6 protein-coding genes are annotated in these 9242 nt (G+C 63.3%); 5 read left to right on the forward strand and 1 reads right to left on the reverse strand.

The features are described from left to right. Positions 1-25: 25 nt before the first annotated feature. Together B215_RS0102240 and B215_RS0102245 are read left to right on the forward strand one after the other, a co-directional pair. On the forward strand, positions 26-1309 hold the full coding sequence (locus B215_RS0102240; protein ID WP_019368002.1) for a citrate synthase: 1284 nt from the start codon (positions 26-28) through the stop codon (positions 1307-1309). A gap of 431 nt (positions 1310-1740) precedes the next feature. After that, positions 1741-3573: a glycoside hydrolase family 127 protein gene (locus B215_RS0102245; protein WP_019368003.1), complete on the forward strand. Its 1833-nt coding sequence runs from the start codon at positions 1741-1743 to the stop codon at positions 3571-3573. A gap of 44 nt (positions 3574-3617) precedes the next feature. Here the strand turns inward: B215_RS0102245 and B215_RS0102250 are convergent, their stop codons facing one another. Next, complete coding sequence (locus tag B215_RS0102250) at positions 3618-5906, reverse strand: glycoside hydrolase family 3 N-terminal domain-containing protein (RefSeq protein WP_019368004.1); 2289 nt, start codon at positions 5904-5906, stop codon at positions 3618-3620. Positions 5907-6064: 158 nt separating this feature from the next. Here B215_RS0102250 and B215_RS0102255 point away from each other — a divergent pair, with 158 nt between their 5' ends. From B215_RS0102255 to B215_RS19445, 3 genes are all read left to right on the forward strand, one after another. Next, positions 6065-7066, forward strand: coding sequence for a LacI family DNA-binding transcriptional regulator (locus tag B215_RS0102255; RefSeq protein ID WP_019368005.1), 1002 nt, complete (start codon positions 6065-6067; stop codon positions 7064-7066). Positions 7067-7128: 62 nt separating this feature from the next. After that, positions 7129-8667 (forward strand): glucoamylase family protein, encoded by a 1539-nt coding sequence (locus B215_RS0102260; RefSeq protein ID WP_019368006.1) that lies wholly within the window; start codon positions 7129-7131, stop codon positions 8665-8667. A gap of 36 nt (positions 8668-8703) precedes the next feature. Beyond that, positions 8704-9189 carry a MarR family winged helix-turn-helix transcriptional regulator gene (locus B215_RS19445; RefSeq protein ID WP_026008854.1) on the forward strand — a complete coding sequence of 162 codons (486 nt, stop codon included), beginning with the start codon at positions 8704-8706 and terminating at the stop codon, positions 9187-9189. The last annotated feature ends 53 nt before the right edge of the window (positions 9190-9242 follow it).

The following is a 9242-nucleotide window of genomic DNA, read 5'->3' on the forward strand; positions in this document are numbered from 1 at the left end:
ACGGGTCGAAGGAAAGGACGACAAAATGAGCGATACCGCCAAGCTGCACGTTGGAGGCAAAGACGTCGAATATCCCGTCCTGAAGGGCAGCACCGGCCCCGATGTCGTCGATATCCGCAAGCTTTATGCCCAGACCGGCGCCTTTACCTATGATCCTGGCTTCACATCGACCGCCAGCTGCGAGTCGGGCCTGACCTTCATCGACGGCGACGAGGGCGTGCTGCTCCACCGCGGCTACCCGATCGGCCAGCTCGCCGAGAATTCGAGCTTCATGGAAGTCTCGTACCTGCTGCTGAACGGCGAACTACCGACGCAGGCAGAGCTCTCGAAGTTCGAGAATACGATTACCCGCCACACTATGCTGCACGAGCAGCTGGCGACCTTCTATCGAGGCTTCCGTCGCGATGCGCACCCGATGGCGGTGATGTGTGGCGTGGTCGGCGCGCTTTCGGCATTCTACCACGATTCGACCGACATCACCGATCCGCAGCAGCGCATGATCGCGTCGCACCGCCTGATCGCCAAGATGCCGACGATCGCGGCCATGGCGTACAAGTACAGCGTCGGCCAGCCGTTCCTCTATCCGAAGAACGACCTGAGCTACACCGGCAACTTCCTCCGCATGACCTTCGGCGTTCCGGCCGAGGAATATGAAGTGAACCCGGTGGTGGAGAAGGCGCTGGACCGCATCTTCATCCTCCACGCCGATCACGAGCAGAACGCCTCGACCTCGACCGTGCGCCTCGCCGGTTCGTCGGGCGCCAATCCGTTCGCGTGCATCGCGGCCGGCATCGCCTGCCTCTGGGGTCCGGCGCATGGCGGCGCCAACGAAGCGGCGCTCAACATGCTGCACGAGATCGGCCGTCCGGAGCGTATCCCCGAGTTCATCGCCCGCGCGAAGGACAAGAACGATCCGTTCCGCCTGATGGGCTTCGGCCACCGCGTGTACAAGAACTATGATCCGCGCGCGACCGTGATGCAGAAGACGGTGCGCGAAGTGTTCGCCGCGCTCAACGTGACGGACCCGGTGTTCGAAGTGGCGCTCCAGCTCGAGGAAATGGCACTGAAGGACGACTATTTCGTCGAGAAGAAGCTGTTCCCGAACGTCGACTTCTATTCGGGCGTGATCCTGTCCGCGATTGGCTTCCCGACGACGATGTTCACCGCGCTGTTCGCCCTGGCTCGCACCGTCGGCTGGGTGGCGCAGTGGAACGAGATGATCTCGGATCCCGAGCAGAAGATCGGCCGTCCGCGCCAGCTCTACACCGGCCCGACGCAGCGCGACTACGTGCCCGTCAGCCAGCGCTAAACGCAAGGCCCAAGGGCCTAGCCCAAGCGGCTCGACAAGAAGACGGCGCCCCGCACCAGCGGTGGCGCCGTTTTTCGTGTTACCGCGGGAAGCGATACGTCGGCTTGTCACCGGCACAACGGTTTACCTCACCGAGCATCTTGTCCGGCGTAATCCGGAGGGCAAATCGTCGCCCTTCGCACCAGCTTCGCCTCCGGCATTCTCGTTCAAGATCCAAGCGTGGCAACAGACACCATCATTAGGCTTGGCCTTGCGCCCGCATCTGTTACTCTGAGTAAATATGATCGAAGGAGAGTCTGGGAATGCCTGTTCACATGGGCGGCGTACATACTTCACGCCGCACCTTCCTCTCCAGCAGTGGTTTCGGCGCTATCGTGGCGGGAGCCTGGGCAAGCTTGCCTGCTGCATCGGAAGCATCGCCTCCCCAAGCCATGCCCCCAAGTGCGCAAGCGAAGCTGCAAGCTTTCGATCTCACCGATGTCGACCTTGCCGAAAGCCCGTTCCTCCATGCGCAGCGCGCGACAGAAGCCTATCTGCTGCGCCTGCAGCCGGATCGGATGTTGCACAACTTCCGCGTCAATGCGGGGCTCAAGCCTAAGGCGCCGGTATATGGGGGATGGGAATCCGAGCCGACCTGGGAGGACATCAACTGCCACGGCCATACGCTCGGCCATTATCTATCTGCCTGCGCCCTCGCGTATCGAGCGACGGCAGATGTGCGCTACAAGCAGCGGATCGACTATATCGCGGACGAACTCAGCGCGTGTCAGGACGCGGCGAAAAGCGGGCTGGTTTGCGCTTTTCCGAAGGGCGCGGCACTGTTGGCCACGCACTTGCGCGGAGAGAAGATCACCGGCGTTCCCTGGTACACGCTGCACAAAGTCTATGCAGGTCTGCGTGACGGCGCAGTATTGGCCGACAGCGCGGTGTCGCGCACTGTATTGTTGCGCCTCGCCGACTGGGGTGTCGTGGCGACGAAGCCCCTTTCCGACGCCGAGTTCGAGGCCATGCTGGAAACCGAGTATGGCGGCATGAACGAGATTTATGCCGATCTCTACGCGATAACCGGCAAACAAGAGTATCGGGTTCTAGCGGAGCGCTTCTCGCAAAAGGCTTTGCTGCAACCACTGGCTCGGGGCCTCGACCATCTCGACGGCATGCACGCCAATACCCAGATCCCCAAAGTGGTGGGGTTTCAGCGCGTCTATGAAGCGACAGGAGATGAACGCTACCACGATGCTGCGCGCTTCTTCTGGAAAACCGTAGCGCACACTCGCTCGTTCGCTACCGGCGGGCACGGCGAGAACGAGCATTTCTTCGCCATGGCCGATTTCGAGAAGCGGGTCTTCTCTGCCAAAGGCTCGGAAACTTGCGGCCAGCACAACATGCTAAAGCTCACGCGCGCGCTATTCCTGCAGGAGCCCCGCGCCGAATACGCAGACTATTACGAACGTACGTTATATAACGGCATCCTCGCCTCACAGGATCCGGACACTGGGATGTGCACCTATTTCCAGGGTGCCCGCCCCGGATACATGAAGCTGTATCATACGCCCGAGGACTCCTTCTGGTGCTGCACCGGCACCGGAATGGAAAATCATGTAAAATATCGCGATTCCATTTACTTCCGCGATGACCAGTCACTCTATGTGAACCTGTTCATCCCCTCTGCGGTGCGCTGGCGCGAAAAGGGCGCAGTACTGACGCAGGAGACCAGCTTCCCGGAGACGCCGAACACGCTCCTGGGCTGGCGCGTGAATCGACCCGTCGATCTAGCGCTTAAGCTGCGGCATCCCAGTTGGAGCCGTTCCGCAACCGTACTGGTGAACGGGAAGCAGGCGATGCGCTCCATTGCCCCCGGCAGCTATATCGACCTTCGGCGCACTTGGCGTGACGGCGACCGCGTCGAACTTCGCCTAACGATGGAAACCGGGGTCGAGCGCGCGGCGGCCGCCCCGGATATCGTCGCCTTCACCTATGGCCCGCTGGTTCTCGCGGGCGCGCTAGGCCAGGACGGGCTCGCACCTGGTGCCGACATCATCGTCAACGAACGTCGTTATGGCAGCTACAATGATACGCCCTTTGCCGTGCCGATGCTGACGGGCGAGCCGGCCGCATTGATGGCAAAGATCCGGCCGACTTCCCGCCCGCTGGAGTTCACCATTCCGGCGGCCGATGGGCGATCCGTCCGCCTGATCCCCTATCATCGAATCGCGCATGAGCGCTATGCAACCTATTGGAAACTCAGCACGCCTGCCGCTTGATGCAACGTGAAGAACGGCGCCCCGTGGCAGGGGCGCCGTAGAGATCACCCCTTCAGCAGTTCGAAACTGCCCTTCAGCCCCGTTCCTTCCGCCGAAGGCGCGATCCACAGATCGAAGCGCCCTGGCTCCGCCACCGGCACGTTGTCCCTGCCGATGAACTGGAGCTGCTCGCGCCGGATGCGGAAGGTCACGCGCTCGGACTTGCCGGCCTCGAGACGCAGCTTCCGGAACGCCTTCAATTCGCGCACCGGCCGAGTAACGCTGGCGGTGACGTCGTGGATGTACAACTGGACGACTTCCTCCGCAGTGCGGCTGCCGCGATTGGTGATCGTCGCGCTTACGAGCAGTTCGCCGTCCCATCCCATCTGCGGCGCCACCTGCAGATCGGCATAGTCGATCCGGCCATAGGTGAGCCCGTGGCCGAACGGGAACAGCGCCGAGTTCGGGATGCCGCGATAATGCGCCTTGTACGGCTCGAGCTTCTCGTCCGAAGGGTTCGGCCGGCCGGTAGGCTTGTGCGCATAATGGTAGGGCTGCTGACCGGGCGAGCGCGGGAAGCTGCACGGCAGGCGGCCCGACGGGCTGTAGGCACCGAACAGCACATCCGCGATCGCGTTGCCCGTCTCGCTGCCCAGAAACCAAGTCACTAGAATCGCAGGCGCGTCGCGAACTGCACCCTCCAACGCAAGCGCGCGGCCGTTTTTCAGCACCACGACTACAGGCTTCCCGGTCGCGGCAACCGCCTCCGCGAGCGCCTGCTGCGGTGCTGGCAGCACGATCTCTGCGCGCGATTGCGCCTCCCCGGACATGTTCTGCGACTCACCGATCGCCAACAGGACGACATCCGCCGCGCGGGCGGCCGCGACGGCGGCTTCGATGCCGCCCCCGATCGCCGTTTCTACGCCAGAGCCTTCGACGATGGTGACAAGTGACGAGTCTTGCACCGCCGCCTTCACACCGCTGGCCAGATCGACAGCGTGCGTATCGTCGCCATAGACCACCCACGGACCCACCAGGTCATGGGCGCCGGCCGCGAACGGCCCGATGATCGCTATCTTCTTGCCGGCCCTGGGTAGCGGAAGCAGATCGCCGTCATTCTTGAGCAGCACGATCGACTTGCGCCCCGACTCGCGCGCCAGATCGATTGCCGTGCGCGTGCGCGTGCGCGCCTGCTCGCGCTTGCGATCGATGCGCCGGAAGGGATTATCGAACAGGCCCAACCTCGCCTTCAATGCCAGCACCCGCCGAACCGAGGCATCGACCAGCGCTTCGTCCACTTCGCCCTTGGCAACAAGATCGGGGAGGTGATCGCGGTAGAAGCCGCTCGTCATGCTCATGTCGACACCGGCAAGGAAGGCAATCTTGGCCGCGTCGCGCGCATCGGCCGCGAAGCCATGATCGATCAGTTCCATGTCACCCGTGTAATCGGACACGACAAGGCCTTGGAAACCCCATTGCTCGCGCAGCAAGGTCCGCATCAGCCATGGGTTGCCAGTGGAAGGAATGCCTGCGATCTCGTTGAACGAAGCCATGAAGGAAAGCACACCCGCGTTCAGCGCGGCCTTGAACGGCGGCAAGTATACTTCGCGAAGCGTGCGTTCCGAGATATCGACGGTGTTATAGTCGAGGCCCGCCTCCGCAGCGCCATAGGCGGCGAAGTGCTTCGCGCAGGCGAGCACGGCTTCGGCTGAAGTGAGGTCCTTGCCCTGAAAACCGCGAACACGAGCGGCGCCAAACATCTCCCCGAGCAGCACGTCCTCGCCCGCGCCTTCCATACCGCGGCCCCAGCGCTGATCGCGGGCGATGTCGACCATTGGCGCGAAAGTCCAATCGATGCCCGAGGCGGCGGCCTCGAACGCTGCCATGCGGGCGGTGCGCTCCGCCAGATCAGGCTCGAAGCTGGCGACTTCGCCCAGTGGGATCGGGAAGATTGTGCGGTGGCCGTGGATCACGTCGGCCGCGAAGATCAGCGGGATCTTCAGCCGCGACTGCATCGCCGCGCCTTGCATGCGGCGGGCCATCTCGGCGCCATTGCCGTTGAACACGCCGGTGATCCGGCCCTGGCGCACCTCTTCCAACTGGGCTTCGAAGCTGGGCCCGTTGGTGGGCGGATTCAATGCCGTGGCAGCGCTGCCGCCCCACGCGCTGGGCATGATAGTCAGCTGCCCGGCCTTTTCGGCGATCGTCATCTTCGCGACCAGTGCATCGATGAATGCCGGCACCGGCAACGCCGCAGCCTCCATCAGCATGGCCTTTGCCGGGCTGTGCATCCATGCGGCCATCGCACCCGCGCCGAGCAGCGCCGCGCGCCGTGAAATCCTGCCGTCCAACATTCGCCTGAAACCCTCTGCCTAAACGCCGCCGTGATCGCCAATTCGGGCTTGTAGCGGCAAGCCGTAACCGGTTACATAGCTTGCGTAAGACCGGGATTGCAATCGCCGATCTAGCCTGAAACATTGCGCGCCGCGATAAATATAAGGAGAGCATTCGCATGGCCGAAGCCACGATTCGTGACGTAGCGGCGAGAGCCCAGGTCTCGGTGGCGTCGGTATCCCGCGCGCTGAACGGCCTTAATAATGTACGCGGCGACACCCGCGAACGCATCCTCGCCGCCGCCGAGGAACTCGGCTATGTGCCCCACGCGGGTGCCCGAAGCCTGAGCCTGGCGCGCGCGCATTCGATTGGCGTGGTGCTGCCCGATCTGCACGGCGAGTTCTTCTCCGAGTGCGTCCGCGGCATGGACCGTGAGGCAAGCCGACGCGGGTATCTGCTGCTGCTATCGAATATGCACGACGAAGGCGATCGTGCGATGAAGGCGCTGCGTGCGATGCGCGGTCGCGTCGACGGGCTGCTGGTGATGGCACCGCATATCGCCCCCGATCTTTTGGCCGATGCGCTGTCGCCCGGGCTACCGGCGGTTTTGATCAATTGCCTGCAAGCCAAGCAGGCCCGCGCATCGCTGCGCGTCGACAATCACGTCGGCGCGGAGGCCGTGGTGCGCCACCTCGTCGAAGCCGGTTGCCGGCAGATCGTGCACCTGGCCGGCCCCACCGGGAACATCGACGCACGCGAACGAGCCGAAGGCTATCGCCAGGCGATGCACCGCCTGCTGCCGAATGTGCCGCCGGTGGTCCTGCCTGGAGATTTCAACGAAGGCGCCGGCGAAGCGCTCGCGCGGCGCATTGCTGCGGGCGAGATAGCGTGTGACGCGGTATTCGCCGCCAACGACATGATGGCGCTCGGCTGCCTGCACGGGCTGCGCAGTGCGCAGATCGCCGTGCCGGAGCAGATCGCCGTCGCCGGGTTCGACGACGTTCCCCTCGCCCGGTATCTTGGCCTCACCACGGTGCAGGTCCGCATCGCCGAACTAGGCGCGCGCGCCGTTGCACGGCTGGTCGATCAGATCGAAGGCAAGGCGCAGGGTGCCGAACAGACATTGCTGACGCCCGAACTCATCGTTCGCGGCACGACCGCTCAAAGCCTTCACAACTGAGTCTCGATATGCCGATCTTCAAAACTGCTTCTTCTCGTGCTGCAAAATATGTAACCGGTTTCATGAGCACCGCTGCGGCGCAAAATGAACAGTTTCCCCCCGCTCGGGGCGGCGCCGATCGTGCCGCCCCGCTTTTTCGGGAGGAGCCGCAACCGCTGCAGCTGAACCGCCGTGCCCTGCTATCGGCTTCGACCCTGTTCCTCGGCAGCACGGCGCTGGCCGGTTGTGCGGGCACACTAGGCCGGGCAGGTGGAGCCGCCCCCGCCGGCCCGGCACTCCCCGACTGGTATGCCGACTTGGAGGAGCGCACCTTCCGCTTCTTCTGGGAGCGCGTGAACCGGAAAAACGGACTGGTGCCGGATCGCTGGCCCTCGGAGAGCTTCTGCTCGATCGCGTCGATTGGCTTCGCGCTAACCGCCTATCCCGTCGGAGTAGAGCGAGGCTGGTGCACCCGCGCCGAAGCAAGCGACCTGACGCTGACGACGCTTCGCTTCCTTTGGGAAGCGCCACAGGGACCGGAACCCACCGGCAATGCGGGCTATAAGGGCTTTTTCTACCACTTTCTCGACATGGAGCAGGGTCACCGCTTTCTCGACGTCGAGCTCTCCAGCGTCGACAGCACGATCCTGTTCATGGGCGTGCTGTTCGCCGGCCAGTATTTCGATGGCGGCGACAGCCGGGAGGCGGAGATACGGCGCCTCGCCGAGGCAATCTACGCCCGCGCCGACTGGACCTGGTTCCAGGACGGACGCAGAGCGATTTCAATGGGTTGGCATCCCGGCGGCGGCTTCATCGCGCGAAACTGGGAAGGGTATAATGAGGGCATGTTCGTCTATGTCCTTGGCTTGGGTGCCCCCAATCACCCGCTGGCGCCGAACAGCTGGGAAGCCTGGACAGCGCCCTACCAGCAGGTCTGGCGCGGCGAAGGCTCTACCCGCCATCTCGCCTTCGCTCCCTTGTTCGGGCATCAGTACAGCCATGTCTGGATCGACTTTCGCGGCATTCGCGATGCCGCGATGCAAGCCGCCGGCATGGATTACTTCGAGAACAGCCGCCGTGCCGCCTACGCGCAGCGCGCCTATTGCACAGCCAATCCGCTGCAGTGGGAAGGCTATGCGGCTGATCTATGGGGCATCACCGCCTGCGACGGGCCAGGCCATACCAAACTGCCGTTCAAGGGCGGGACGCGGGAGTTCTTCGCCTATTCGGCCCGCGGACCGCTGGGCATGCCAGACGAGCGCGACGATGGTACCCTTGCGCCCACGGCGGCACTGGGCTGCCTGCCCTTCGCGCCCGAAATCGTGCTCCCCTGCGCGGAGCGAATGCGACGCGACTATGGCGACATCCTCTATGGGCAATATGGCTTTCTGGATTCATTCAATCCCAGCTTCCGATACACCGATCCCGAACCGGTGAAGGGCAAGGTGGACCCGGTGCGCGGCTGGGTGGATGACGATTATCTCGGCATCGATCAGGGACCGATCCTGCTGATGGCGGCAAATTACCGCAATGATTTCGTGTGGCGCATCATGCGTTCCGTGCCCGCGATCCGCCGCGGACTGATCCAGGCAGGCTTCAGCGGAGGTTGGCTGGAGTCTTGAAGGCTCTGCTGATTGACGGCGCGCGGGAAACGTGGCTTGCAGCCAAATATGTCTGCAGAACAACCGCATCTCGGCGCCCTGGAATCTCTGGTTGGCTATCGTCTTCGTAGAGCATGGATTGCTTTCTCAGCGGATTTCACGTCGGCGATGGAAGGTACGGGCGTGCGCCAGGTCCCATTGGCTGTGCTGTCAATCATTGCAGCCAATCCCGGCATCAATCAGGGTGCCACCGGACGCGCGCTGGGGATCAAGCGCGCGAACATGGTGGCGCTGATCAACGAACTGGTCGAAAACCAGTGGATCGAACGGGCCATCGATGCGAACGATCGCCGCGCGTTGACACTGACGCTGACGCCGGCTGGCAAGGCGGTGATGGCAGACGCGTTGCAGCGGATCGCAACGCACGAAAACCGCATGCTGTCGGACATGGAGCCTGCGGAGCGTTCGCTGCTCCTCGACATGCTCATCCGGATCGAGCGGCGAAACCCTGCAGCCGAAGCCGAGGATTCCGGCAACAGCTGAGGGCCGGGCTTTAGAGCGTTTTCCGATCAATCTGGATCATATCCGCAGGAACT

This window comes from Sphingomonas sp. ATCC 31555 (assembly GCF_000282895.1).
GTDB lineage: Bacteria > Pseudomonadota > Alphaproteobacteria > Sphingomonadales > Sphingomonadaceae > Sphingomonas.